Annotated in this window: 24 protein-coding genes; 18 read left to right on the forward strand and 6 right to left on the reverse strand. The window is 68.5% G+C overall.

Features of this window, described 5'->3' with window-relative positions:
• Positions 1-7 precede the first annotated feature (7 nt).
• On the forward strand, positions 8-865 hold the full coding sequence (locus tag G1H10_RS00065; RefSeq protein ID WP_163730939.1) for a class I SAM-dependent methyltransferase: 858 nt from the start codon (positions 8-10) through the stop codon (positions 863-865).
• On the opposite strand, the gene G1H10_RS00070 is transcribed toward G1H10_RS00065, so the two are convergent.
• On the reverse strand, positions 862-1,287 hold the full coding sequence (locus G1H10_RS00070; RefSeq protein ID WP_216852739.1) for a TIGR03668 family PPOX class F420-dependent oxidoreductase: 426 nt from the start codon (positions 1,285-1,287) through the stop codon (positions 862-864). The genes G1H10_RS00065 and G1H10_RS00070 overlap by 4 nt on opposite strands.
• Positions 1,288-1,390: 103 nt before the next feature.
• On the opposite strand from G1H10_RS00070, the gene G1H10_RS00075 reads away from it, so the two are divergent.
• Positions 1,391-2,197 carry an aldo/keto reductase gene (locus tag G1H10_RS00075; RefSeq protein ID WP_216852740.1) on the forward strand — a complete coding sequence of 269 codons (807 nt, stop codon included), beginning with the start codon at positions 1,391-1,393 and terminating at the stop codon, positions 2,195-2,197.
• 53 nt (positions 2,198-2,250) lie between these two features.
• Here G1H10_RS00075 and G1H10_RS00080 read toward each other — a convergent pair whose 3' ends face one another.
• Genes G1H10_RS00080 through G1H10_RS00090 form a run of 3 tightly spaced genes read right to left on the reverse strand, consistent with a single transcriptional unit; the run spans position 2,251 to position 4,806 of the window.
• Entirely contained in the window at positions 2,251-3,093 is an 843-nt protein-coding gene (locus G1H10_RS00080; protein WP_163730944.1) for a fumarylacetoacetate hydrolase family protein, read from the reverse strand.
• A gap of 25 nt (positions 3,094-3,118) precedes the next feature.
• The gene (locus G1H10_RS00085; RefSeq protein WP_163730946.1) at positions 3,119-4,111 is read right to left on the reverse strand and encodes a C-terminal binding protein; all 993 of its coding nucleotides are present in this window, start codon (positions 4,109-4,111) and stop codon (positions 3,119-3,121) included.
• Between the two features lie 23 nt (positions 4,112-4,134).
• Positions 4,135-4,806, reverse strand: coding sequence for a GntR family transcriptional regulator (locus tag G1H10_RS00090; RefSeq protein WP_163730949.1), 672 nt, complete (start codon positions 4,804-4,806; stop codon positions 4,135-4,137).
• A gap of 264 nt (positions 4,807-5,070) precedes the next feature.
• On the opposite strand from G1H10_RS00090, the gene G1H10_RS00095 reads away from it, so the two are divergent.
• The 11 genes from G1H10_RS00095 to G1H10_RS34330 all read left to right on the forward strand — a co-directional run bounded on the left by G1H10_RS00095 (position 5,071) and on the right by G1H10_RS34330 (position 17,698).
• Positions 5,071-5,763 (forward strand): RraA family protein, encoded by a 693-nt coding sequence (locus G1H10_RS00095; RefSeq protein ID WP_163730951.1) that lies wholly within the window; start codon positions 5,071-5,073, stop codon positions 5,761-5,763.
• A gap of 2 nt (positions 5,764-5,765) precedes the next feature.
• Entirely contained in the window at positions 5,766-6,686 is a 921-nt protein-coding gene (locus G1H10_RS00100; protein WP_163730953.1) for an NAD(P)-dependent oxidoreductase, read from the forward strand.
• A gap of 2 nt (positions 6,687-6,688) precedes the next feature.
• Complete coding sequence (locus G1H10_RS00105; RefSeq protein ID WP_163730956.1) at positions 6,689-7,657, forward strand: carbohydrate ABC transporter permease; 969 nt, start codon at positions 6,689-6,691, stop codon at positions 7,655-7,657.
• Complete coding sequence (locus G1H10_RS00110) at positions 7,654-8,562, forward strand: carbohydrate ABC transporter permease (protein WP_163730958.1); 909 nt, start codon at positions 7,654-7,656, stop codon at positions 8,560-8,562. Before G1H10_RS00105 ends, G1H10_RS00110 begins: the two co-directional genes overlap by 4 nt.
• A gap of 132 nt (positions 8,563-8,694) precedes the next feature.
• On the forward strand, positions 8,695-10,044 hold the full coding sequence (locus G1H10_RS00115; protein WP_163730959.1) for an ABC transporter substrate-binding protein: 1,350 nt from the start codon (positions 8,695-8,697) through the stop codon (positions 10,042-10,044).
• 168 nt (positions 10,045-10,212) lie between these two features.
• Positions 10,213-11,451: a CaiB/BaiF CoA transferase family protein gene (locus tag G1H10_RS00120; protein ID WP_163731978.1), complete on the forward strand. Its 1,239-nt coding sequence runs from the start codon at positions 10,213-10,215 to the stop codon at positions 11,449-11,451.
• Positions 11,444-12,217, forward strand: coding sequence for an enoyl-CoA hydratase (locus G1H10_RS00125; RefSeq protein WP_163730961.1), 774 nt, complete (start codon positions 11,444-11,446; stop codon positions 12,215-12,217). The genes G1H10_RS00120 and G1H10_RS00125 overlap by 8 nt, the downstream gene beginning before the upstream one ends.
• On the forward strand, positions 12,202-13,164 hold the full coding sequence (locus G1H10_RS00130; protein WP_163730963.1) for an amidohydrolase family protein: 963 nt from the start codon (positions 12,202-12,204) through the stop codon (positions 13,162-13,164). The genes G1H10_RS00125 and G1H10_RS00130 overlap by 16 nt, the downstream gene beginning before the upstream one ends.
• Entirely contained in the window at positions 13,161-13,718 is a 558-nt protein-coding gene (locus G1H10_RS00135) for a gamma carbonic anhydrase family protein (protein WP_216852742.1), read from the forward strand. The genes G1H10_RS00130 and G1H10_RS00135 overlap by 4 nt, the downstream gene beginning before the upstream one ends.
• Positions 13,719-13,803: 85 nt before the next feature.
• A complete protein-coding gene (locus G1H10_RS00140) occupies positions 13,804-16,884 on the forward strand; it encodes a DEAD/DEAH box helicase (protein WP_163730967.1) in 3,081 nt (1,026 codons plus the stop codon).
• On the forward strand, positions 16,877-17,698 hold the full coding sequence (locus G1H10_RS34330; protein ID WP_163730970.1) for an SWIM zinc finger family protein: 822 nt from the start codon (positions 16,877-16,879) through the stop codon (positions 17,696-17,698). The genes G1H10_RS00140 and G1H10_RS34330 overlap by 8 nt, the downstream gene beginning before the upstream one ends.
• A 576-nt stretch (positions 17,699-18,274) precedes the next feature.
• Here the strand turns inward: G1H10_RS34330 and G1H10_RS00150 are convergent.
• Positions 18,275-19,249, reverse strand: coding sequence for a threonine ammonia-lyase (locus G1H10_RS00150; protein ID WP_163730972.1), 975 nt, complete (start codon positions 19,247-19,249; stop codon positions 18,275-18,277).
• An 80-nt stretch (positions 19,250-19,329) separates the two neighbouring features.
• On the opposite strand from G1H10_RS00150, the gene G1H10_RS00155 reads away from it, so the two are divergent.
• The 5 genes from G1H10_RS00155 to G1H10_RS00175 all read left to right on the forward strand — a co-directional run bounded on the left by G1H10_RS00155 (position 19,330) and on the right by G1H10_RS00175 (position 23,267).
• The gene (locus tag G1H10_RS00155) at positions 19,330-20,229 is read left to right on the forward strand and encodes a LysR family transcriptional regulator (protein WP_163730976.1); all 900 of its coding nucleotides are present in this window, start codon (positions 19,330-19,332) and stop codon (positions 20,227-20,229) included.
• 174 nt (positions 20,230-20,403) lie between these two features.
• Positions 20,404-20,862, forward strand: coding sequence for a DIP1984 family protein (locus tag G1H10_RS00160; protein WP_163730978.1), 459 nt, complete (start codon positions 20,404-20,406; stop codon positions 20,860-20,862).
• Between the two features lie 439 nt (positions 20,863-21,301).
• Entirely contained in the window at positions 21,302-21,898 is a 597-nt protein-coding gene (locus G1H10_RS00165; RefSeq protein ID WP_216852743.1) for an isochorismatase family protein, read from the forward strand.
• Entirely contained in the window at positions 21,895-22,458 is a 564-nt protein-coding gene (locus G1H10_RS00170; RefSeq protein ID WP_246219019.1) for a macro domain-containing protein, read from the forward strand. The genes G1H10_RS00165 and G1H10_RS00170 overlap by 4 nt, the downstream gene beginning before the upstream one ends.
• A gap of 110 nt (positions 22,459-22,568) precedes the next feature.
• Entirely contained in the window at positions 22,569-23,267 is a 699-nt protein-coding gene (locus G1H10_RS00175) for a DNA alkylation repair protein (RefSeq protein ID WP_174263946.1), read from the forward strand.
• A gap of 9 nt (positions 23,268-23,276) precedes the next feature.
• On the opposite strand, the gene G1H10_RS00180 is transcribed toward G1H10_RS00175, so the two are convergent.
• Positions 23,277-24,107 carry an adenosylcobinamide-GDP ribazoletransferase gene (locus G1H10_RS00180; protein ID WP_174263947.1) on the reverse strand — a complete coding sequence of 277 codons (831 nt, stop codon included), beginning with the start codon at positions 24,105-24,107 and terminating at the stop codon, positions 23,277-23,279.
• Positions 24,108-24,363: the final 256 nt, after the last annotated feature.

A 24,363-nucleotide genomic window follows, 5' to 3' on the forward strand; every position in this document is an offset into this window, starting at 1 on the left:
TGGGCACATGCCCACTAGCCCGGAACAGCGGGAGCAAGCCTCCCGGCCCGCACCTGATCCTCAGCCCCATCAAGCACGGCAGATAGCCGAGTCGTTCGGCGTGGACGTCGAACGCTATGACCGCGCCCGGCCCCGCTATCCGGACGCCATGGTCACGCGGATCGTCGCCGCCAGTCCCGGTTCGGACGTGCTCGACGTCGGATCCGGCACCGGCATCGAGGCCCGCCAATTCCAGGCAGCCGGTTGCCGCGTGCTCGGCATCGAACCCGACGCGCGGATGGCTGACTTCGCCCGGCGCGGCGGCGTGCAGACCGAGGTGGCCACGTTCGAGGCCTGGGAAACCGCCGGCAGGACGTTCGACGTGGTCATCTCCGGGACCGCATGGCACTGGGTGGATCCGGTATCGGGCGCGCGCAAGGCGGCGGACGTACTCCGGCCGGGCGGCCGGATCGCGGCGTTCTGGCACGTCGCCCAACCGCCCACCGACGTGGTCGCGGCCTTCGCCACGGCGTACCGGCAGGCAGCGCCGGACGCACCGTTCACCCTCGATGCCGGGTCGAACGCACTGGACGGTTACCAGGCGCTGTTCACCACCGCAGCCGACGGCATCCGCGAGGCAGGATCATTCGACGAGCCTGAGCAATGGCGGTTCGACCAGGAACGGGTCTACACCCGGGAGCAGTGGCTGGACGCGCTTCCCACGTCCGGCGCATTGACCCGGCTCCCCGCGGACGCGGTCACGGCCGTGCTCGCCTCCGTGGGCGCGGCCGTCGACAGGAGAGGCGGGAGCTTCACGGTGCACGAGACGGTCGTCGTGGTCACTGCCGTACGCAGCGGCGGCGCGCCCCAGGCCGGCCGGCGCTAGGCCGCATACGCCCAGCCGGACCAGCGTTCGACGTCGACGACGATCACCGGGCCGCGCGGCGCGGCGTCGTCGGAGTACTGCGGGTACTTGGCGACGAGCAGCTGTATGGCGTGCTCGCGCACCGGCCCGTCCTCGACGACTGCGGCGCGCCCGTCCATCCGGACCCACCACAACTGTGTCCAGTCCTCGTCGTACTCATCACAGAGGACGGCGACCTGCGGATTCTCCGCGATGTTGCGCAGCCGTCGCAGCTTCATCGTGGACTTCGGCTTCTGGTCGATCCCGACGACGAGCCGCTCCTCGTCGAGCGCGAAGGTCACCGGCACCAGGTGCGGACGCTGGTCGGCTCCGGTGGTGGCCAGGCGCGCCACTCGGCTCGTCGTCACCCGCCGACGGCACTCCGCGATATCGAGTCGCCCCACGCCTCCACTGTAGGACCGCGGGCCGGACACCCCGTTTGGATCGGCGGCCGATGGCAACAACGGAACGTGTCCCCACCCCACTCCGCCACGGCAGGAGAGAAGCATGGACGTCCGCTCGACCGTCCCGTTGCGTACGGGCAGCCAGATGCCGGTCATCGGACTGGGCACCTGGCAGCTCACCAAGGACACCACCGGTACCGTCCAGCAGGCGCTGGAGATGGACTATCCGATGATCGACACCGCGGTGGACTACGGCACCCAACCCGCTATCGGCGAGGCGATGCACCGCAGCGGTACCCGGCCCGAGGACGTGTACATCGTCACCAAGGTCGAGGAGAACGAGGATGCGTACGACGGCACCGTCCGCGACCTTGACGAGCTCGACCTCGACTACGTCGATCTCATGCTCATCCACCGGCCGCCGGGGCGCTCGCCGGGCCATGAGCTCTGGGAAGGCCTCATCCGGGCACGCGAGGACGGGCTGACGCGGGACATCGGTGTGAGCAACTACTCCGTGGACCAGCTCGAAGAGCTCGTCGATGCCAGCGGCGAGGTCCCGGCCGTGAATCAGATCGAGTGGACACCGTTCGGCTGGAACTCCCACATGCTCGACTATTGCCGCGACCGGGAGATCGTGATCCAGGCCTACAGCCCGCTCACCCGGACCGAGCGTCTCGACGACCGCCGGCTGAACGAGATCGCGGCGAGCTACGACAAGACCCCGGCACAACTGCTGATCCGCTGGGACCTGCAGCTCGGCGTGGTGCCGATCCCGAAGGCGAACGACCCGGCGCACCTGGCCGAGAACCTGGACGTCTTCGACTTCGAGATCAGCGACGAGCACATGGAGGAGCTGAACCGGCTCAACGAGCACTGGTCGTCACTCGGCCAGTCCCCGATGTACGAGTAAACCCCCATGATCATGAACAGTAACCGTGCACATAGGACGGTTACTGTTCATGATCATCGGGTGCCGACGACGGTGACGGGGTTGGTCAGGGTGCCGACGCCGGCGATGTCGATCGTGACGACGTCGCCCTCGGCCAGGGTGAAGTCCCGTTCCGGCACGATGCCCGTACCGGTGAGCAGGACGGCGCCGACGGGATGCTCCAGCGCCCGGAACAGCCAGCCGGCCAGCTCGGGTAGCTGCCGGCGCATCTGGTCCGTCGAGGTCTTGCCGCTGAACACGACCTCCCCGCCGCGCTCGATCCGCAGCGAGATGTCGAACGGGCCGTCCCCGGCCTCCCACACCGGCACGATCTCCGTGCCGAGCGCGCAGGCACGCTCGTACACCTTGGCCTGCGGCAGGTACAGCGGGTTGTCGCCCTCGATAGACCGGCTGCTCATGTCGTTGCCGACGACGTAGCCGAAGATCTCACCCGAGCTGTTCAGCACCAAGCCCAGCTCGGCCTCGGGGGCGTCCCAGCCCGAGTCGGCGCGGATCCCGACCGCCTCGCCATCGGTGACGACGCGCTCGGGCGTGGACTTGAGGAACAGCTCCGGCCGGTCCGCGTCGTACACCCGGTCGTAGACGTCCGCGTGGCCGGATTCCTCGACCCTTCCCTGGCGGCTGCGCAGGTACGTCACCCCGGACGCCCAGACCTCCTGCCGGTCCACCGGGGGCAACCGGCGGGCCCCGTCGAGCGCGTCGCTGGCCTCCGTCGCGTCCTCGCACCGACGACGGGCATCGTCGAACGGCAGCGCGAGTAGCTCCGCAAGCGACACGCCCAGCCGGGAGAGCCGACCGTCACGCTGGACCGCCCACACCCGTTCACCATCAAGTTCGACCTGTACCAGCGAGCTCATCGCGTCCGTCTCCGTTCCGTGAAGATCAACCTGCCACCGTGTTGTGCCCCGCATTGTGAGCGTTCCCACGCTCCTTCTGCAGGACGTTACGCGCGATCTGTGCTGCCGCCGTCCGTAGCCGCTGCACTGAACCGGGCGAGATCCACGCTACGTGAGGCGTCGTCAGCACGCGCGGGTCGGCCAGCAGCGGATCATCCGGGTGCGCCGGTTCCTCCCACCACACGTCCAGCCCGACCCCGGTCACGTCACCCGCATCCAGCGCACGTTCGAGCGACGGGCGGTCGACCAGCCCCGCGCGCGCCGTGTTGACCAGGATCCCGTCCGGTCCGAGCGATGCGAGGACACGCCGGTCGACCGTCCCCCGCGTCTTCTCGGTCAGCGGGGCGTGCACGCTGACCGCGTCACTGCGTTCCCACAGATCGTCCCAGCTCACCATCTCGACACCGGCCTCCCCGGCTGCCGACCCGTCGACATACGGATCGTGCGCGACCACGGTCATGCCGAAGGCCTTCGCCCGGGCCGCCACCGCCTGGGCGACGGCGCCGAATCCGAATAGCCCAAGTGCGCACGTCAGCAGCTCGCGCGGGTCGGGCACGTCGCCGCGGACCGGCCATTCACCCGCACGCACCGGCTGCGACCAGGCCGGCACCCGGCGGAGCAGCGGCAACAGCAACGCCATCGCCTGGTCAGCGACTTCGGCCGAACCGTACCCGCGCACATTGCGGGCTTCGACGCCGAGCTCGGCCGCTGCGTCGACGTCGACGTTGTCCATGCCCACGCCGTACCGCGCCACCACCCGCACGTCGGGGCAGGATTCCAGAACGCCACGGGTGATCGGACCGTACTGCACCAAGAGGGCGCACGCGCCGGTGGCTCGGGCCGCGTCGATGATCTCGTCCTCGGTCCGGCACCTCTCGTGCACCACGTCGAAGCCCGCCGGTTCGAGCACGGCGCGCTCGAATGTCGCTTCCCCCATGTCGCAGTCGGTGATCAGGACCGTTCGGGCACGTTCGCTCATTGGCCGAATCTCCGGGCAGCCGGTCACATGGACGAGAAGGAACGCTCGCCGTGTGCGGCCAGCGCCTCGAGCACCGCTTTCGGGTCGCCCCTCTCCACGACGTCGAGAAGCTCCTGGTGACGGTCGACGTGCGTCTCCAGGTCCTCGTAGAACCGTTCCCGGACGTAGAGATTGCGGGCCATGCAAAGGAGGAGTTGCTGGTACAGCGAGTTGTACATGGCGCTCAGGCGACCGTGACCGGCCAGCGCGACGATCGACGCGTGGAAGGCATAGCCCGCCTCCACCAGGCCACCGCGATCCTCTGCCTGTGCGCACGCCCGCATCCGTGCCAGTGCCTGCCGGCACACTTCCAGCCGTGCCGGGTCTTGAACCGGCACGCCGAGTTCCACCGCCATCCGTTCCAGCCCGGACCGCAGAGTCAGGATCTCGTACACGTCTTCGCTGGTCAGCTCCACCACGGTGGAACCGCGCCGCGGTTGGTTGACGACGAGCCCTTCCTGCTGCAGCAGGCGCAGCGCTTCCCGCAACGGGGGCCGGCTGATGCCGAGTTCCTTCGTCAGCCGCTCCTCGATCAGCCGTTCGCCCGGCTCGAGGTCGCCCGCGAGAATCTTCTTCCGCACGGCGTCCGCGGCGAGTTGCACCAGACTCTTCGGCTCCAACCGGCCCAAACCGGTTGCATCATCCACCTGACTCATCCCCGACACCATGGTCCACCTTTCTCATCCATGCCCACGCCTCATATGAGCCGCGCGTCCCTGGCTGTCGCCGCGGACCATCCCGCACGATCCGGTCGGCCCATTCCCGCACGACCGGCCCTAGGGATGATCATCCCGCAGATCGTTTTCAGATCAACCCTTGCCACAGCATACAAACTATTGTAGACAATAGTCCAACACCACGCCTAACGGCACCGAAACACGCCGTGGGTTTCGGCGATCCCAGCCAGGAAGGGGCTGCACATGACGACGAAGGAACTGGTCGCGCTGTTCGAAGGGCTGCGCGTCGCGGACGTACGCGACGGCATGGACTGGGTGGGCCTGCACCACAAAGGCACGGTCTCACCCGACATCGCGCCGCTCTTCCAGGGCGCGTACGCGGTCGGAGTCGCACACACCGTCCGGATGAAGCCCTCCGAGAAGTCGGTGCCGTCGATGCCACCCGAGGATTACACCGACTGGGCCTACAACTACTGGTACCGCGAGCTCTACAGCTCCCGGCCGCTGACCGACAACCTCCAGGCAGGCGAGATGGTCGTCATCGAGTCCGCCGGCCTGGACGTCGGCGAGGTCGGATCGAACAACTCGCTGGAGTGGTACGCGGCCGGCGCCACCGGTGTCGTCACCAGTGGCGGTGTCCGCGACCGGGACGAGTGTGTTCACCAGCGCGTCCCCACGTTCTGCCGGTTGCGAGTGCAGAAGATGGTGCAAGGCCGCGTCGAGTTCGACACCACGCAGGTTCCGGTGAATATCGGCGGCGTGCTGATCCGTCCGGGCGACGTCGTGGTCGCCGACGGGGACGGCGTCATCGCGGTGCCCGTCGAGCACGCCGAGACCGTCGCCCGCTACGCCCGCCAAGAGCTGGAGAACGACAAGGCCGGTCGGCGCAAGCTCTACGAGAAGCTCGGCTGGCCGCTCGACGACACGGTCCGCTGACCATGACGTCGGTGCTCGATCCGGGCCGCGCGCACATCGGGTTCGTCGGTCTCGGCAATCTCGGCCAGCCGATGGCGCGCGCGCTGTGTGCCGGCGGCTGGTCGGTCACCGTACTCGACGCTGTGCCGTCGAAGGTCGAGCCGGTGCTCGCCGACGGGGCCACGGCGGCCTCCGGCCCGCTCGACCTGCACGGCTGCGACGCGGTGTCGATCGCCGTCTCCCACGACGCGGCCGTCGAGAGTGTGCTCGTAGACGGTGGACTCCTGACAGGCCTGGCACCCGGCTCGTCCGTCATCGTGCACAGTACGGTGCTACCGTCCAGCGCCCGACGACTGGCCGGACTCGCCGCCGAGCGCGAGATCGCGTTCCTCGACGCACCGGTCAGCGGCGGCGACGAGCGCGCGCTCCGCGGCGAGCTCACGCTGATGGCGGGCGCCGAACTCGAACACCTCGCGCGAGCCCGGCCGTTGCTGGACACCGTCGCCTCGGAGATCCACCACCTCGGTCCTCCAGGCGCCGGCGCCGCGACCAAACTCGCCAACCAGCTGATGATGTTCGCCTCGCTGCTCGGTGTACACGAAGCGCTGGACCTTGCCACCGCCTACGGCGTCGGGGAACGGGCGATCCTCGACGCCACAGCGACCAGCACGGGAGACTCCTGGGCGGCACGCAGCTGGGGATTCTTCGACCGCGTCGCCGCGGCCTATGACCGTGGCGGAACCCGGGTCGAGGACCGGCCATGGCGCAAGGACCTGGTGGAAATTCTGCAGGCGGCACGAGGGGCAGGGCTGGACCTGCCCCTTGCCACCCTCCTCTCCGACGTGATGGCGGATCGCGTCGAAGTGCACGCGCGCTCGTCGGCGCAACCGCGCGGCCCGACGATCGCCGGGAGCGACGGCCCGGACAGATACCGAAAGGAGTAGGCATGTCGATCACGGACTCAACCCGTGCCCGGGCCAGCACGTCGGACCAGGCCACGCCGTCGCTGAGTCACCGACGGCGACAGCGACGGCGAGCGCCCGGCGAGGCCGTCGCCGGCTACCTGTTCCTCTCACCTTGGCTGGCCGGCCTGCTGTTCCTCACCATCGGCCCAATGGTGGCGTCGCTCTACCTGTCCTTTACCGATTACGACCTGCTGACCGCGCCACGATGGGTCGGGTTCGACAACTTCGCCCAGCTGTTCAGTGACCCACGCTGGATCGCCTCCGTTGGCGTCACGCTGACATATGTCCTGTTCAGCGTCCCTGGCGTGCTGATCGTCTCACTGGCCGTCGCGCTCGCGCTGAACAAAGGCTTCCGCCTGCTCTCCGCCTATCGTGCGGCGTACTACCTGCCGTCACTGCTCGGCTCCAGCGTCGCGATCGCGATCCTGTGGCGGCAGGTATTCGGGGATCAGGGCGCCGTCAACGCGGTGCTGGACCGGATCGGTATCCACATGGGCAGCTGGATCGGCAGCCCGGACACCGCGCTGTACACGCTGATCGTCCTCAACATCTGGACGTTCGGCGCGACGATGATCATCTTCCTGGCGGGCTTGAGACAGATCCCCACGGAGTATTACCAGGCGGCCGCCGTGGACGGAGCCGGGAAGATCCGCCAGTTCCGGAGCATCACGCTGCCGATGCTCACTCCGCTGATCTTTTTCAACATACTCCTGACCACGGTTAACGCGTTCCAGGCGTTCACTCCCGCGTATGTGATCAGCGAGGGCACGGGCGGCCCCGCCAACTCGACGCTCTTCTACACGCTCTATCTGTACGAGCAGGGCTTCACCCGGCTGGAGATGGGCTACGCCTCGGCGATGGCGTGGGTATTGGTGGTCGCACTCGGAATCGGAACCGCCCTGCTGTTCGCGTCCGCCCGCTACTGGGTTTTCTACGGAGACGAACGATGAGCCGTGCCACGTACACCCCCGCCACCCGCACACCGCCACGGGCCCCCCGGCTGCGTTTCGGCCGCACGCCGGTCCGGAGCCCGCTCGGCCGCGCGGTCGTCCGTCACGCGATGTTGCTGACCGTAATCGCGATCATGCTGTACCCGCTGTTCTGGATGGTCGGTGCGTCCTTCCGGCCGAACAACGAGGTCTTCACCACGCTGGGGATCTGGCCGTCGAACTTCACCCTGGACAACTACACCGAGGGATGGACCAGCGGACAGTTCAGTTTCTCCCGGTACTTCCTCAACTCGCTGGTGATCACCGGGCTGTCCGTCGTCGGGAACGTGGTGGCCTGCATGCTCGCCGCATACGCCTTCGCACGACTGGATTTCCCGTTCAAACGGGTCCTGTTCGCGATCATGCTGGGGACCCTGCTGCTCCCGTACCACGTCACGCTCGTGCCGCAGTACATCATGTTCAGTGAGCTGCAGTGGATCAACACCATCCTGCCGCTCGTCATACCGAAGTTCCTCGCCACGGATGCGTTCTTCATTTTCCTGATGGTGCAGTTCATCCGGGTATTACCGCGCGAAATGGATGACGCCGCGCGGATCGACGGATGCGGGTACTGGGGCATCTTCCGCCGCATCATCGTGCCGCTGTCATTGCCGGCGATGGGCACCGTGGCGATGTTCACCTTCATTTTCACCTGGAACGACTTCCTCGGGCCGCTGCTGTATCTGAGCCGCCCGGACATGTGGACGGTCGCCCAGGGCTTGAACAACTTCGTCGACGCCACGGGCCAGTCGGCATTCGGTCCCCTGCTGGCGATGGCGACGCTGTCCATCGCGCCGATCGTCGGCTTCTTCCTGGTCACACAACGCCTGCTCGTCGAGGGCATCGCGACCAGCGGCCTGAAGTGACGCCGATGCGACGCCTCAGCACGCGAACGAGGAGGCGATGCCACACCCATGACGACGTGACGCGTCATCCCAAGACGTGACACCGCACCCCACAGCCATGCAATGACGCAACCACTGCAGGAGGAATGCACGATGACCAGATACATCGGGCGCCGGCGGTTCCTGGCGGGCGCGAGCATCACCGCAGCCGCCGTCCTGGTCACAGCCGGGTGCGGCGGCACCTCGGCCACCGGCGAGACCGGCGACGGTCAGGACACCCACGACGGCACCGGCGAGGTTCAAGGCGACATCGTCTTCGCCTGGTGGGGCGGCGGCGCCCGCAACGAGGTGACCAACGCCGTCGCCGACCTGTTCGAGGAGGCCAACCCGGATGTCTCGGTCAGCCGCGAATCGGCGGACTGGGGTGACTACTGGGACCGGCTCAACGTCCAAGCGTCGGGGGGAAACATGCCGTGTGTCACGCAGACGCAGGCTCGCCAGCTGAATGACTTCGCCTCGCGCAACCTGCTGCTCCCCCTCGATCCGATGGTCGAGTCCGGCGCGATCGACGTCAGTACCATCCCGGACGACGTTCTCGACAGTGGACGCGGCCCGGACGGCGAGCTGTACATGGTGCCCTACGGCGCGGCGTATGACGCACTGATGGTGAACCAGACGCTAGCCGAGGAGACCGGGGCCGGCGTGCCGCCGGACGGCTATGACTGGGAGTACTTCTTCGACTGGCTGGCCGAGGCCCAGGATGACCTACCGGACGACGTCGCCGCGGCGAACGTCGGCGGCGGACGACCGAACTACCTCATCGCCTATGTGCAGGCACACGGTGAGGAGATGTTCGCCGATGGTCAGATCGGCTTTCCGCGCGAGCTACTGGTCGACTTCTGGACCGAATGGGAGGAGTTACGTGAATCCGGCGTGACCAATACTGCCGACCAATGGGCGGAGGAGCCGTCCGCGTCCGAACAGAGCTACGTCGCGCAAGGTGCGGTCATGGCGGACGTCCAACCGGGGAACTACCTGACACCGGCGCAAGACACGATGGACGGGCAGGACACGGGCCAGCAGCTGGTGACCGTACCCCTGCCGTCCGGGCCGGCCGGATCCGGCAACGTGCTGATCACCTCCGGCTTCTCCATCCCGGCCAGCTGCGACAACGTCTCCACGGCGGCCGCGTTCGTGGACTTCTGGATCAACGACGACGAAGGTGCGGAGGTGTTCTCGTCCTCGAACGGTGCCGTCACCAACGCCGACCACCTACAGCAGCAGATCGACAACCCCGAGCTGCCGGAACTGAAACGCCACGAACTCGAGGTCTACGAGCAGATCGTCGGCATGTCGCCGCCGGTGATCATCTACCCGCCCGGATACCAGGCCACGTTCGAGGCGGCGTTCACCCGCGCGTACGAGGAGATCGCGTTCGGCCGCAAGAGCATCGAGCAAGCCGTGGACGACTTCTTCGCCGAGGCCAACGCCGGCCTGGGCTGACCCACCCACCCACCACGCCCATGATCATCAACCGTTGAACCGGCGCGGATACGGCCAACCGTTGATGATCATGGGCTTCCGAGGAACTTGGAGGCCGATGACGTGACCGAACAGACAGCCGCCGGTGACGCCGAGGGCACGCAGGCTGCGTCCACTGCCCTGGGCGGGATGCGTGTCCTGGATCTGACACAGGTCATGGCGGGACCGTTCTGCACCATGCTCCTCGCCGACCTCGGCGCCGACGTGGTGAAGATCGAACACCCCGATGCAGGCGACCAGACCCGCCGCTCGTGGGGGTACCCGGTGAACGGAGAGGACAGCCGGGCGTTCTTGGCGCTCAACCGGAACAAGCGCAGTGTCTGCCTGGACCTGAAGAATCCGGCGGATCGGGAGTCGTTCTACCGGCTGGCCGCAGCGGCCGACGTCGTCGTGGAGAACTTCCGGCCCGGCGTCGCCGACCGGCTCGGCGTCGGCTACGAGACACTCGCCGAGCACAATCCCGGACTGATCTACGCGAGCATCTCCGGGTTCGGACAGACCGGCCCCTACGCCGACCGCCCCGGCTACGACCTCATCGCCCAGGCCATGTCCGGCGTCATGAGCATCACCGGGGAGCCCGGCGGCACGCCCATCAAATGCGGCCTGCCGATCGGTGACCTGGGCGCCGGACTGTTCTGCGCGTACGCGATCACCGCCGCCTACAGCGCCCGGCTGGTGACGGGGATCGGACAGCGAGTCGAGACCAGCCTGTTCGAGGCGGCGATCGCGATGTCCGTGTGGGAGTCCACCGAGTGGTGGGCCACCGGACGGGTGCCGCAACCGCTCGGATCGGCGAACCGGATGTCCGCGCCGTACCAGGCACTACGCACCCGGGACGGCTACATCACCGTGGGTGCCAACAACCAGCGGCTGTGGGAGCGGCTGTGCCGGGCGCTCGATCTAGAGGATCTCATCGACGACGCGCGATTCGCCGAGAACACTGGTCGCATGGAGAACCGGGACATACTGGCCGCCGTGCTCGAGGCGCGGCTCACCGACCGGGACGCCGACGAATGGGTGGAGATCCTGCTCGACGCGAGCGTGCCGGCCGGGCCGATCCACGACTACCGGTACGTCCTCGACGAAGACCCGCACGTGCAGGCGCGTGGCCTGGTCCAAGAGGTCGAGCATCCGGTCGAGGGGCGAGTGAAGGTACTCGGCTCCCCGGTCCGGATGGGCGCGACGCCGGCCACCATCCGCCGGCCACCGCCACTGCTCGGCGAGCATGCCGACGAGGTGTTCGCCGAATGGACGGACGAACCCGGACCGCAGAGCCGTCGGCCATCGAGTCACGGCCACGGGATGGACGCCGGCGCGCAGGGCAGCGCAGGCCGCGCGCATAGCGCAGCGGGAGACGTCGATGGCTGAGGTGATCGCGGACCGGGACGGCCACGCGGTACACGTCGTCCTCTCCAACCCGGGGCGGCGCAACGCCCTCACGTGGCGTATGTACGAATCGCTCGACGAGATCTTGCGTTCGGTGAATGACGACGGCACGGTCCGCGTCGTGACGGTGCGCGGCGCGTCCGGCGACGGGTTCGCCGCCGGCACCGACGTGCAGCAGTTCGCCGACTTCACCTCGGGGGACGACGGGGTCGCGTACGAGCGCCGGGTCGGGGCGGTCCTGCACACGTTGATGTCGGTCCGCGTACCCGTCGTGGCCGTGGTCGACGGGCCGGCCGTCGGCGCCGGGCTGGCGATCGCGGCGAGCTGCGACGTCGTGCTGGCCTCCGACGACGCCACCTTCGGTGTGCCGATCGGCCGCACTTTAGGCAACTGTCTGACCGGCGAGGTCATGGCACAGCTCCAATCTCGGCTGGGCCGTTCCACCACCATGGCGATGTTACTGACCGCCACCCTGCTGAGCGCCGCCGACGCGGCCGCCGCCGGCCTGGTGCACCAGGTGATCGCGCCTGCCGAATTAGACACCGTAGTCGCGGATACCGTCCAGCGGATCGCCGGCTGCGCACCGATGACGCTCGCGGCCCTGAAGGAGGTCGATCGTCGGCTGCACGCGCCCATTTCCCAGGTCGGCACCGACGACGTCGTGCGCGAGGTCTATGCCAGCGCCGACTTCACCGAGGGGGTACAGGCATTTCTCGAGCGTCGCCGGCCCACATGGCGGGGCAGGTGAAGGTGGTGCGGGACGACGACGTCACCACGCCGTTGACCGGTGGCGCACCGCCGGTCATCGACGCACACCAGCACTTCTGGCGCCTTCAGTTACAGGAGCAGACCTGGCGGACCGCCGACCATGGCGCGATCGCCGCCGACTACGAGCCGTCGGACTTGGCCGGTCCGATGTCGGAGGCCGGCGTGGACGCGACCATCCTCATCCAGAGCGTCGACTCCGCGGAGGAGAACGATCGGCTAGCGGCGTACGCAGCCACCACCTCGTTCATCGCCGGCGTCGTCGGCTGGGCCCCGCTGCGGGACCCGCGGGCAGCCGCGGCCGAGATCGACCGGATGGTCAGGATCGTCCCGCGGCTCCGCGGCGTACGTTGCCTGGTAGGTCGCGAGCGCCTGGACTGGCTGACCGAACCGCCAGCGCTGCAGGCTCTGCGGATGCTGGCCGACCTTGGGCTGAGTTGGGATGTCGTCCCCGTGACCGCCGCGCAGTCGGCCGTCGTAGTGGCCGCGGCGCGGCAGGTTCCGCAGCTGCGGGTCGTCGTCGATCATCTGGGACGGCCGCCGGTGGAGGCGGGCGGGTGGGAACCGTGGGCGTCGTCGGTGCGGGCACTTGCGTCCTGTCCGAACGTCGCCATGAAGGTCTCCGTCGGCATCGACGTGCTGACCGCATGGGGCGGCTGGAACCCGCACGCGCTCGCCCCCTATGTCCAGTGCGCGGTCGAGCAGTTCGGACCGTCCCGGCTCATGCTCGCCAGCAACTGGCCGGTGGTGCTGCTCCGACAGAACTACGCGGACGCGTGGAACGGCCTGATCGAGACATTGGCCCGGATCGGGCTCAGCCGCTCCGAGATCGCGGATATACGGGGCGGAACGGCGCGGCGCTGGTATCGCACGGTTCTCGGGTCCGCGCCGAGCTACGGAACGCATCGAAGAGAGGAGTCTGCAACGTGAGCATCATCGAGTTCGACGGCATCGCGCCGACCGTCGCGGACGGCTGCTGGGTGACCGACAACGCGACGCTCGTCGGCGACGTGACACTGGCCGAGGATGTCAGCGTTTGGTACGGCGCGGTGCTGCGCGGCGACGGGGACTCGATGACGATTGGGCCGCAAAGCAACATCCAAGACGGATGCGTGCTGCACACCGATCCAGGCGTCGGGCTGACACTCGGCCGCGGAGTGTCCGTCGGGCATCGGGCCGTACTGCACGGCTGCGCTATCGGCGACGACGTGCTGGTGGGGATGGGTGCCACCGTGATGAACCACGCCCGGATCGGATCCGGTTCGCTGATCGCGGCAGGAGCGGTGGTGCTGGAGGGAACCGAGATACCGGAGGGGTCGCTCGTCGCCGGCGTGCCCGCCAAGATCCGCCGCGAGCTCAACGAGAACGAGCTGGACGGCATACGCGCCAACGCGCGCGCCTACGTCGACCTGGCACAGCGCTACGCACGCGGCGCGACGTCGTACAGCGGAACACGGCGTCCGGGGGATGCCACGCCTCGGTAGGGTTGCTGGCGACCGAACCGAAAGGTCCGACGGCGCGACTGCGACGGCAGCGTGCCAGGCAGATCGCGGGTGGAGGGCTCGTCGCATGTTTGCTGTACACGGCTTCTGGTCGAGCCGTCGGCGCGCCATGTGCCTGTGGGCGGAGGACTCCGAGCTCAAGGTCACCAGTCGAAGTCAGGCGGTTCGCCGGGCGCGGCCCCATCCCTTCGCGGTGCCGGCAGACCAGCTCGCCGACCTCCATCCGGGCAAGCCCAGCAGCGCCATACTCTTACTGCCGTCCCTGTCGACGTCGCCGCTGGACTCCCCGGAACTGGTCCGGGTGGCGCCGCGCCCGGAGCCCCGACATGATCCAGCACTCGCGGCATGGACGGTGCCGATCCTGGAGGTCGATCCCGCGGCCGCGTTCGATGTCGTCGACGAGCCGGCCGAGACTGCCCGCTACGGCGCGTCCGTGCGGTTCCTCTCCGAGCTGGCGGCGTTCGCACGCGAGCTGACCGATCGAGGCCAGCTGCTTCCGACGTTCGACGCCGGACATCAGGAACGTCCCGGCGCGGAACCCGCACAGCACGTGGCACGGTGGCGCGCCGTTCTGCAGGGCCCAGACGCCGCCGCCGTGCACGACCTCGTCGCCGCGATGCCGCCGGTCTGCCGGGCTGAGACCGACCACGCGGCGGACACCCGCGGTCAGAAACCGACGGACCTCGCCACGGATGCGCTGCATGCCCTGGTCGACGCCGCGGTGCGGCGACGTCTGTCATCCCAGCGAATGTCTCCGATCGATCTGGTCCCGGCCCGACGAGGACGTCGCCCGAAACGCGCCCCGGTGGTGGAATCCTGGCTGACCGCCCTGACCACTCCGGATGGACGGTTCGATGCCGATACCGACCAGATCGCCGAGCTCGAGCGGCTGCTGGCGCCATGGGCAGGCTTCGGCAGCGGGCAGCTCGGGCCCGCCCGGGCGGCTTTCCGGCTGGCTGAGGTCGACGACGACGGCCGATGGCGGCTGGAGTTTCTGCTGCAGTCGGTGGAGGATCCCAGCCTCCTGGTTCCGGCCGAGCAGGTGTGGACATCCGGTGGGGAGCTTCGCCGGTGGCTGAACCGCCCGGACGAACTGCTTCTGGCCGAACTCGGGCGCGCCAGCGCGATCTATCCGGCGATCGGCGACGCACTGCGGCAGGCCAGGCCGACCGCACTCGAACTGGACACCGAGGGCACCCATGATTTCCTCGCCACCAAGGCCGGCCTCCTTGACCAGGCAGGCTTCGGTGTTCAGCTGCCGTCGTGGTGGAACCCCCGCCGCAAGCTCGGGCTCGTCGGAAGAGCCGGCACTCGTCCGACCGGCACGGCCTCCGACCAGGCCGAACGTGCCGGCGGGATGAGCCGGGAGGCGCTGTGCCAATTCGAATGGAAGCTGGCCATCGGCGACGAGGAACTCACCGAGGACGAGCTCGCCGCACTCGCCGCTACCAAGGCGCCCTTGGTCCGGCTTCGCGGCACGTGGGTGACCGTCGACCATGAGCAGCTCAGGCGCGGGCTGGAGTTCCTGCGGCGCGAATCCGGCGACGAGAAGACCGCCGGCGACGTCATCGCGCTGGCCACCACGGACGCAACCGGCCTCGACACGCCGCTGCCGGTCACCTCTATCCAGGCGGACGGCACGCTCGGTGAGCTGCTGACGGGGAGGGCTGACCAGACGCTGGAGCCGGCGCCGCCACCCGGCGGTCTACATGCGACGCTGCGCGACTACCAGCGGCGCGGGTTGTCCTGGCTGGCGTTCCTCTCCGATCTCGGCCTCGGCGCCTGCCTCGCCGACGACATGGGGCTGGGCAAGACGATCCAGTTGCTCTCGCTGGAGCTGTCGCGGCGCTCTGCATCAACCGACGACGTCCGGCCCACACTGCTGGTCTGCACGATGTCGCTGGTAGGCAACTGGCAGCGAGAGGCAGCCAAGTTCGCGCCCGCGCTGCGCCTGTACGCGCACCACGGACGTGAGCGTCTCCGGGGAGCCGACCTCGATGTCCGCCTCGCCGACACGGACATCGTCATCACGACGTACACCACCGTCGCCCGGGACCTCGACGAGCTGGCCGAGCACCGGTGGGACCGGGTCGTCGTGGACGAGGCACAGGCGATCAAGAACCGCCACTCGCAGGCCGCCCGCGCGGTCCGGCGGCTCGACGCACGGCACCGGGTGGCCCTGACCGGCACGCCGATGGAGAACCGGCTCAGCGAACTGTGGTCGATCATGGACTTCCTGAATCCAGGCATGCTGGGCAGCAGCGAGGAGTTCCGTGCCCGGTATGCGATTCCGGTTGAGCGGTACGGCCAGACCGAACCCGCGGAGCGGCTGCGCACCATCACCCGCCCATACATCCTGCGCCGGCTGAAGACCGACAAGCGGATCATCCAGGACCTGCCGGAGAAGATCGAGATCAAACAGTACTGTCGGCTGACCACCGAGCAGGGTTCGCTATATCAGTCGGTGGTCGACGACATGATGGAGAAGATCGAGAACTCCGAGGGCATCGAGCGCCGCGGCAACGTGCTGGCGACCATGGCCAAGCTCAAGCAGGTCTGCAACCACCCGGCGCAGCTGCTGCACGATCGGTCGCCGATGGGTAAGCGGTCCGGCAAGGTGTTGCGGCTGGAGGAGATCCTCGACGAGATCCTCGCCGAAGGCGACAAGGTGCTGTGCTTCACCCAATTCACCGAGTTCGCCGAGATGCTCATGCCGCACCTCGCCGCCCGGTTCAACCAGGACCTGCTCTACCTGCACGGTGGTACGCCCAGGAAGCGCCGCGACGAGATGGTCGCCAGGTTCCAGTCCGACGACGGCCCGTCGGTCTTCCTGCTGTCCTTGAAGGCCGGCGGCACCGGGCTGAACCTCACCGCGGCCAGCCACGTGATCCATCTGGACCGCTGGTGGAACCCAGCCGTGGAGGACCAGGCCACCGACCGGGCGTTCCGGATCGGGCAGAGGCGCAACGTCGAGGTGCACAAGTTCATCTGCACCGGCACCCTCGAAGAGAAGATCGACGACATGATCGAGCAGAAGAAGGCCCTCACCGACCTGGTGATCAGCGACGGCGAGCGCTGGCTGACCGAGTTGTCCACCGGCGCGCTGCGTGAGGTGTTCGCGCTGTCCGAGGAGGCCGTCGGTGAGTAGCTGGTTCCCGCCGTCCAAGCCCTTACCGGTTAAGGATGGCCTCAAGGCGCGCAGCAAGCGTGGCGCCATCGCCCAGAAGTGGTGGTCGGAGCGGTTCATCGAGGTGCTGCAGACGATCGTCGTCGGTGGCAGGCTGCAGCGCGGACGGACCTACGCCCGCAACGGCCAGGTGATCGAGATGGAGCTCGGAGCGGGCACGGTCACCGCATCCGTCCAGGGCAGCCGGGTTCGGCCGTACCGCGTCCGGATCGGGTTGACGCCGTTCGACGATGCCGACTGGGGCCAGGTGGCGGGCGCGCTCGTCGACAACGCCTGGTACACGGCGAAGCTGCTGGCCGGTGAGATGCCGGACGACATCGAGGACGTGTTCACCGCTGTCGGGCTGTCGCTCTTCCCGGCCGGCTCAAGCGATCTGAGCATGGACTGCACGTGCCCTGATCCCGACGGGCCCTGCAAGCACATCGCCGCGGTGTTCTACCTGCTCGCGGAGTCTTTCGACGACGATCCGTTCACCATCCTCGCGTGGCGCGGCCGGAACCGTGACGAACTCCTGGGCACGCTCAGCGATCTCCGTTCGGGCGGCGCATCCGTGGCCGGCGACGACAGCACCGACGGCGCCGCCTCACTGGCGGACTGCCTCGGTTCGTTTTTCTCCTACCAAGCTGCGGTCCCACACCGGACCGCCACGTCCACACCGCCCGATGCCGTACTCCACCAAGCACCGGCCGTCGACGTCAGCGTCCGCGGCACACGGCTGGCCGATCTGCTCCGCCCCGCTTACCATGCGATAGCGCGGACCGGCGAAACGCCGTGATCAGTTGAGGCTGGCTGCGGTCATCGCAGGCTGACCGCTCCTTACCGCACGACAGACTGCACGGTCGGGCCGTGAGGCGGCTATTTCTCACACGACGCGGAACACAACCGTCTCGTGCGGGTTGTCGTGTGCGTCTAGGCCGGTTCAGGCACGGTCGTGTGCCCGGCCGTGTGAACTTGCGCCGCCTTTGGGCAGGTTCTGTCAGCCGTGCGACCGGTCGTGTGCCACGTGACCGCTGAGATCGGCCAGAACTCCCACGGCCGGGCACACGACCCCCGCCGGACCGACCAAACTCCCACGGCCGGGCACACGACCCCCATCTGACCGGCCAGAACTTCCACGGCCGGGCTCACAATCCCCGCCAGACGGATCGCGCGGCAGGAATACGTTTGGGCTTCGCCGCCCCAGACGCCGAGGAATCGTCAGGCCCGGTCGAGGAAGGCAGCGATCTCCTGTCCGGTCGCCCGCTGCACCCGCACGGTCGCCCGCTGCACCCGCACGGTCGCCCGCTCCACCCGCACGGTCGCCCGCTCCACCCGTACGGTCAGCCCGCTCCACCCGCACGGAACGTCCGCGTCAGGCTGCCTGCGCTGCCGGGAGCCTGGTGACCGCGCGAAGTTCCGATTCACTGGCGTTCGCGCCGGTGCACATGACGGCGACGCGCTTGCCGGCGAACCGCTCCGGATGGGCCAGCAGCGCCGCCACGGACGCCGCGCCCGCGCCCTCGGTGAGGGTGTGCGCGTCGCGCAGCATGATCCACTGCGCCTCGGCGATGGTGTCGTCGTCGACGAGCAGGAAATCGCTGAGATGATCCCGCATCAGGCCCTGCGTCAGCTCGAACCCGGTCCCCGTCGCCAGCCCTTCGGCCACACTCCGGTTCGGCCGCGTGACCACCTTCCCGCTGCGCCACGAGTCATGCGCGGCCGGCGACGCCGCCGCCTGCACGGCCACGATCTCGCACCCCGGAGCGACCGCGGCCGCGACGACGCAGGCGGCCGCCGCGCCACTGCCGCCGCCGACCGGCACGACCACCACGTCCACGTCCGGTGCCTGCTCGAACAGTTCCAGGTAGGCGGTGCCCACACCGGCGACGAGCGCGGGCTCGTCGCCGGCACTGACCAGACGGGCCCCGCTCTCCGCCGCGAGCTTGGCGGCGAACTCGCAGGCGCCGTCCAGGTTCTGCCCGTGCTCGACCACCTCGGCGCCGCGAGCACGCACCGCCGCCGCCTTCACCGGGTTGGGATTCTCCGGCATCACGATGGTGCAGGAGACGCCGGTGTGCCCGGCCGCGTAGGCGAGCGACTGGGCATGGTTGCCGGTGGAGTACCCGACGATCCCCCGCTGTCGATCTTCGAGCGACATCCCAGCCAGCAGATTGAGCCCGCCCCGCACCTTGAATGCGCCGGTGGGCTGCACGTTCTCGTGCTTCACCAGCACATCGGCGCCAAGCGTGGCGCTCAGCGCCGAATAGCTCCACGTCGGCGTCGGCGGCAGCAGGCCGCCGAGCACACGACGGGCCCGGAACACATCACCGATGGAAGGAGCAGACATGTCTCCATGCTGGCAGCCAGAGATAGATAGGTCTAATACAGCTTTTCTCACTAACCATCGATGTTGTCTATGATTCGGTTGTGGATCTCAACCGGCTCCGAGTGCTCGTCACGGTCGCACGTGAGGGCTCGGTCACCGCCGCCGCGGACGCGCTCCACTACGCACAGCCGTCGGTCAGCCACCACCTGGCCAGGTTGGAGGCGGAGGCCGGGGTTCCGCTGGTACAGCGCGTCGGACGCGGGATACGGCTCACGGAGGCCGGCCGGATGCTCGTCGCCCGCGCGGAGGAGATCCTCGGGCGGGTCGAGTCCGCCCGCGCCGAACTGGCCGCTCACGCCGGGTTGCAGACCGGACGCGTCCGGCTCGCCGCTTTCCCCTCGGCGCTCGCCACGCTGGTACCGCCGGCAGCGGCGGAGTTCGCCCGGAACCACCCACAGCTGGAGCTGGCGCTCACCGAGAGCGAACCGCCTGAGTCCCTAGCCGCACTCCGCAACGGCGACGTCGACGTGGCGCTCGTCTTCGAACACCCCGACCCCGACGTGCCGGCGGCGTCCGCCACCACCGCGACCGTGCTGCTGGACGAGCCGCTCTACATCGTGACGCCGGCCGGCCGACGTTGGTCCGGGCCGTCGTGGACGCTGGCGACCTACGCCGACGAGCGCTGGATCGCCGGGTGCGAGCGCTGCCGCGCCCACCTCCTCCGCGCCTGTGAGCACTCCGGATTCACGCCGACCATCGAGTTCGAGACCGATGACTACGTCGCGGCGCAGGCGCTGGTCGCCGCCGGCATCGGCGTCACCACGCTGCCCGGTCTGGCCCTGCTGGCCAACCGTCACCCGGACGTGCGGATCGACCGTATCCCGGACGACCGACGACGGGTACTGGCCCTCACCTACGGCAAGCCGCCCCCGCCGCTCCCCGTCCAGGCGTTCCTCGACGCTCTCACGGCCACGGTCACCGCCCCCGCCTGGCCACAGTAGAACGCAAGCAAGCAGAGATATCGGCCACTATACACCGCGTCATCACGCACACGAGAGCAGTGAGCAGCGTACTGGCGCTACCACATCTTCACGGATGAAAACCCGTTTGATCTCATGGTTCTGCCCATGCAAGGGTGAATCCAGTCGGCAAGCAAGGAAGGGAGGTGAAGGAAGATGAAGCTTGCTGAGGCGCTCGCGCGGCGGGCCGAACTGACCACGAGGTTCAACGAGTTGCAGAAGCGAGCGACGCAGTCCGCCCGCTTCCAGGAGGGCGAAGAGCCGGCCGAGGACGCTCGCGAGTTGCTCGCTGAGTCCGATCGCGTAGCAGACGAACTCGAGAAGCTGATCCGGCAGATCAATGCCACGAACCTGGTCACTGAGGTCGAGCCCGGAATCACCATGACGGACGCTCTGGCCAAGCGGGACGTGCTGCGCAAGCGCCGTGCCTTCCGTTCGGAGCTCGCCGATTCCGGCGTCGCGCGTGTCGACCGTTGGATGCGTTCCGAGATCAAAATGGTGTCCGCGGTTGATGTCCGGGAACTGCGTCATGAGGCGGACAGAGTGGCCGCAGAGTTGCGCGCCCTTGATACGCGGATGCAGGAGGTGAACTGGAACGCGGATCTGGTCGAGTAGCACAGCACGCTGAAGGTGGATAAGTCGGTAACCGAAGGTCACCACGGAGCGGACACAACCCATCCACCGCTGCCATCAACAGCATCCTTAGCAGGAGGTCGGACGGGCCGGCGCCGTGCATTGTGCAGCCCGCGCATCGCGCACATGTGGACCGCGCACTGATGATCGATCACTACCACGTGTCGACCTGGTGAACTACGGTGAGGGCGGGTAAGGGGACCCACCTTCTATTGGGACAAGGCGGGCCGCCGTTGACGGAGATCGTCGACGACGGCCCGCTCCGACATCCGCTGTTCGATCGGCTGGCCGCCGTCGTTCGTCGCTCGTCACCGAGCCCATGTCGTCTGACTCGGTCATGCCGCATTTTCTCGTTGAACCCAGGACCGTTCCAGAGGTCTACTGGCAGGAGAGCGACCATTCTTGGCGTAGAGGGGCGATCATGACCGATGCGATGACCTATGACTCGCAAACCGCGTTAGTCGTCGTCGATGTGCAGAACGACTTCGCCGATCCGGACGGCAACCTGTACGTCTCCGGCGGCGACGAAGCCATCGAGGCGATCAATCGGGAGATCGACGCCGCCACGCAGGCGGGCGCACTCGTCGTCTACACCCAGGACTGGCATCCGCCGTCCACGCCGCATTTCGAGAAGGACGGCGGGACCTGGCCGACGCACTGCGTCCGCGACACCTGGGGTGCGCAGCTGCATCCCGCGCTGCGTGTCGTCGACGGCCCGGTGGTTCGCAAGGGCACCGGCGGAGAGGACGGGTACTCGGGCTTCAGTGTCCGCGACCCGGAGAGCGGCGCCGAAGCGCGCACCGAGCTCGAGGGCATCCTCCATGCCCGGCAGGTGAACCAGGTCGTGGTGGTGGGATTGGCGCAGGACGTCTGCGTCAAGGAGACGGTGCTGGACGCGCAACGGCTCGGCTTTGCGTCGACGGTCATCGCCGACGCCACCCGCCCGGTCGACCTTCAACCCGGCGACGGCGAGCGCGCCCTGTCCCAGATGACGACGGCCGGCGCGGTGGTCCGATGACATCGATGCACGAGTACCGCGTCGGCGGCGTGACGATCGAACTGACCCGCGGCGACATCACCAAGCAGACGGACATCGACGCGGTCACCAACGCCGCGAATGCGCAGCTGCTGCCGGGGGGCGGAGTCGCCGGCGCCATCCACCGCGCCGCCGGCCCCGGCTTGGCGGAGGAGTGCCGGCCGTTCGCCCCGATCCGACCCGGGCAGTGTGTGATCACCGGCGGTCACAATCTCCCGAACCCGCACGTGCTGCACTGCCTCGGCCCCGTCTACGGCGTCGACGAACCCAGCGACGAGCTGCTGGCCAGCTGTTACCGCGAAGCGCTGCGGATCGCCGACGAGCACGAGGTGCGGTCCGTGGCGTTCCCGGCCATCTCCACCGGCGCCTTCGGTTATCCGCTGCGCGCGGCGACGGAGATCGCGATGCGAACGGTACTGGACGTCGCACCCACCCTCCGATCGGTGGAACGCATCCGGTTCGTGCTGTTCGACGGCGACGCGTTGAGCGTGCACACCGACGTCCTCGCTGAACTCGGTCCTGGGGCGGACCGGCCGTCGTGAGCCCGTCATTCGGCGAGGATCAGGGACGCCGGACCGCTCGCCGAGTCGGGCGCGATGCTCAGATTCGCATCCGGTGAGACGCTCTGATCCGCCGGTGAGATGCTCTGGTGATGGAGTTGACCGCACAGGCGTTCCTCGAGACTCTCCGAGGGCTGCAGTCCGACCAAGAACGCGAGAAGATCCGTCGGCACTACCGCGGCGACGACGGCACCAACGTCATCGGTGTCCGGATGAAGCACACCTTCGACACGGCCGCCCGGTTCACCGCGATGCCGCTGACCGAGGTCGACAAGCTGCTCGACTCGCCGTACTACGAAGCGCGGATGGGTGCGATGAGCATCCTGGACTTCAAGGCGCGCCGCAAGGGAATCACCGACGACGACCGCCGTGCGCTCTACGAGATGTACATGCGCCGGCACGACCGGATCGACAGCTGGGACTTCGTGGACCGCGCCGCCCCACGCGTCGTCGGCTGGTACCTGCTCGACAAGCCACGCGACCCGTTGTACGTGCTCGCCCGCTCATCCGACGTGTGGGAACGGCGCACCGCCATCACGGCGACGTTCTGGTTCGTGCGGCACGGCGAGATCGACGACGCCCTGCGCATCGCCGAGATCCTCTTGCAGGACCCGGAGGAGTTGATCCACAAGTCAGTCGGCACCGCCCTACGAGAGGTCGGCCGGGTCGACCAGGACCGGCTCGTCGACTTCCTGCGTGCACACACGGACGCGGTCAGCCGGGTGACGCTCCGCCACGCGACGGAGAAGCTGCCGCCCGATCTCCGCACAGAACTGCTGTCGAGAGCCTGAACCGGCACGTCAGGACGCCGCGGCAGCCGCGAACGCGACCAACGCCGCGGCGAGCGACACCTCCACGACGGCGCCCAGGACGTCACCGGTCATGCCGCCGATCCGCCGGACACATCGACGCAGGACGACGGCGGTCACCAGCACGGCTGCCGCCACCGCCGACGGTGCCGACCACCACGGTGCAGCGTCCGGCAGCACGGCCAGCACCCCAGCCAGGACGCCCGCGACAGCCGTGAGCATCACCAGGGCTGCCGCCCACCGCACCGACCCGGCCATCGCCGCGCCCAGCCCGTCCGGCCGGGCCGAAGGCACGCCTCGCAGGCATGCCACCGCCAGCATCGCGCGAGAGACGACGACGCCGGCCATCACGGTCACCGCGGCGCCGACGGTGCCGCCGTCAAGGGCACCCGCGGCGGCTGCCGGGCCGTCCGCGCCGACGGTCAGCTCGGCCAGCCGGGCAGCGGCCCCGACCTGCACCAGCAGCGCCAGCACCAGTGCGACCGCTCCGGCCGGCCCCACGTCGCCGGTTCGCATCACCGCGAGCGCACGTTCCCGGTCATACGACGCGGCCAAGCCGTCGGCGGTGTCAGCCAGCCCATCCAGGTGCAGGGCGCGGTCGCCGAGCCGTAACGCCGCGACCGCCAGCGCGGCGGCCACCACGGAACCGAGACCCAACGCCAGCGCGGCCCACAGGACGACGCCGGCAGGCACCGCCAGCAGCAGCCCGGCCACGGGCGCGAGCAACATCGCCGCCCCCGCCGTCCGCCGCGTCACCTGGGTCGGTGCTCGCACGGGGACGGTCGTCAAGGTCCCGACCGCCAGTCGCCACGGGTCACTCATGCCGGAATGCCGTCCATCGCACGGACCCACCGTAATCGGGCCGGTGCGGCACCATGCGTGTCGCCATGGTCCTCGCCGAAGGCAAGAAGGTGCGCTCCCCCGTGAATGCGCACCCTCTTGCCCCGGCCACGACCACTCCCACCACGCAGACCATGGTGGGAGTGGCCGGATGGTGGCGCGATGGGGCATAGCGCCGGTAACCAGACTGCCGTCGCCACGGTCAGCGGTCACCACCCGAAAGGGGTGAGAAATGCCG

The sequence above is a fragment of the Phytoactinopolyspora halotolerans genome, assembly GCF_010550675.1.
GTDB lineage: Bacteria > Actinomycetota > Actinomycetes > Jiangellales > Jiangellaceae > Phytoactinopolyspora > Phytoactinopolyspora halotolerans.

Coding starts and splice junctions, on each gene's coding strand:
- G1H10_RS00120 (WP_163731978.1), top strand. CDS start 10,213: ATGCGTGTCCTGGATCTGACACAGGTCATGGCGGGACCGTTCTGCACC.
- G1H10_RS00095 (WP_163730951.1), top strand. CDS start 5,071: ATGACGACGAAGGAACTGGTCGCGCTGTTCGAAGGGCTGCGCGTCGCG.
- G1H10_RS00180 (WP_174263947.1), bottom strand. CDS start 24,107: ATGAGTGACCCGTGGCGACTGGCGGTCGGGACCTTGACGACCGTCCCC.
- G1H10_RS00140 (WP_163730967.1), top strand. CDS start 13,804: ATGTTTGCTGTACACGGCTTCTGGTCGAGCCGTCGGCGCGCCATGTGC.
- G1H10_RS00170 (WP_246219019.1), top strand. CDS start 21,895: ATGACATCGATGCACGAGTACCGCGTCGGCGGCGTGACGATCGAACTG.
- G1H10_RS00150 (WP_163730972.1), bottom strand. CDS start 19,249: ATGTCTGCTCCTTCCATCGGTGATGTGTTCCGGGCCCGTCGTGTGCTC.
- G1H10_RS00105 (WP_163730956.1), top strand. CDS start 6,689: ATGTCGATCACGGACTCAACCCGTGCCCGGGCCAGCACGTCGGACCAG.
- G1H10_RS00110 (WP_163730958.1), top strand. CDS start 7,654: ATGAGCCGTGCCACGTACACCCCCGCCACCCGCACACCGCCACGGGCC.
- G1H10_RS00160 (WP_163730978.1), top strand. CDS start 20,404: ATGAAGCTTGCTGAGGCGCTCGCGCGGCGGGCCGAACTGACCACGAGG.
- G1H10_RS00175 (WP_174263946.1), top strand. CDS start 22,569: ATGGAGTTGACCGCACAGGCGTTCCTCGAGACTCTCCGAGGGCTGCAG.
- G1H10_RS00115 (WP_163730959.1), top strand. CDS start 8,695: ATGACCAGATACATCGGGCGCCGGCGGTTCCTGGCGGGCGCGAGCATC.
- G1H10_RS00100 (WP_163730953.1), top strand. CDS start 5,766: ATGACGTCGGTGCTCGATCCGGGCCGCGCGCACATCGGGTTCGTCGGT.
- G1H10_RS00075 (WP_216852740.1), top strand. CDS start 1,391: ATGGACGTCCGCTCGACCGTCCCGTTGCGTACGGGCAGCCAGATGCCG.
- G1H10_RS00080 (WP_163730944.1), bottom strand. CDS start 3,093: ATGAGCTCGCTGGTACAGGTCGAACTTGATGGTGAACGGGTGTGGGCG.
- G1H10_RS00125 (WP_163730961.1), top strand. CDS start 11,444: ATGGCTGAGGTGATCGCGGACCGGGACGGCCACGCGGTACACGTCGTC.
- G1H10_RS00130 (WP_163730963.1), top strand. CDS start 12,202: ATGGCGGGGCAGGTGAAGGTGGTGCGGGACGACGACGTCACCACGCCG.
- G1H10_RS00085 (WP_163730946.1), bottom strand. CDS start 4,111: ATGAGCGAACGTGCCCGAACGGTCCTGATCACCGACTGCGACATGGGG.
- G1H10_RS00090 (WP_163730949.1), bottom strand. CDS start 4,806: ATGAGTCAGGTGGATGATGCAACCGGTTTGGGCCGGTTGGAGCCGAAG.
- G1H10_RS00165 (WP_216852743.1), top strand. CDS start 21,302: ATGACCGATGCGATGACCTATGACTCGCAAACCGCGTTAGTCGTCGTC.
- G1H10_RS00065 (WP_163730939.1), top strand. CDS start 8: ATGCCCACTAGCCCGGAACAGCGGGAGCAAGCCTCCCGGCCCGCACCT.